Source organism: Bartonella taylorii 8TBB, assembly GCF_902825155.1.
Lineage (GTDB): Bacteria > Pseudomonadota > Alphaproteobacteria > Rhizobiales > Rhizobiaceae > Bartonella > Bartonella taylorii_A.
The window spans coordinates 1-465 of the sequence record NZ_CADEAG010000110.1; the positions used below are offsets into that span (position 1 = coordinate 1).

1 pseudogene is annotated in these 465 nt (G+C 33.5%); it reads left to right on the plus strand.

Annotated elements, in window-relative coordinates:
* Positions 1-199: 199 nt before the first annotated feature.
* Positions 200-465 (plus strand): annotated as a pseudogene (locus J7R13_RS08875) (phosphoribosylformylglycinamidine cyclo-ligase); the annotation flags it as partial.

The following is a 465-nucleotide window of genomic DNA, read 5'->3' on the forward strand; positions in this document are numbered from 1 at the left end:
GGTTATTATGACTATCTGATATTTTATTCATCGATATCCTCAAAAAATCCTTTACAAAAGATTATGCAACTTCTTTCGTTTAGGTTCAAGGTAAACAATCATTTATTTCTAGATGTTAAATATTAAATTTCTTGCAGAGATAGCGCTATCATGCCATTGCGTAAACAACATAAATTGATTTTTCATAAAGAAGGCTCCAATGAGCAACAAAAACCCAACAAATAATAAACCCAATAATCTTACTTATGCAGCAGCTGGTGTTGATATTGATATGGGTAACACCATGATAGAAAACATCAAACCCTATATACGCTTAACAAAACGAGTAGGTGCAGATGCAGAAATCGGCGGTTTTGGTGGCTTATTTGACTTAAAAGCAGCAGGATTCACAGACCCCATTCTTGTGGCAGCTAATGATGGTGTGGGTACAAAATTAAAAATTGCTATTGAAATAGTTATTCATAA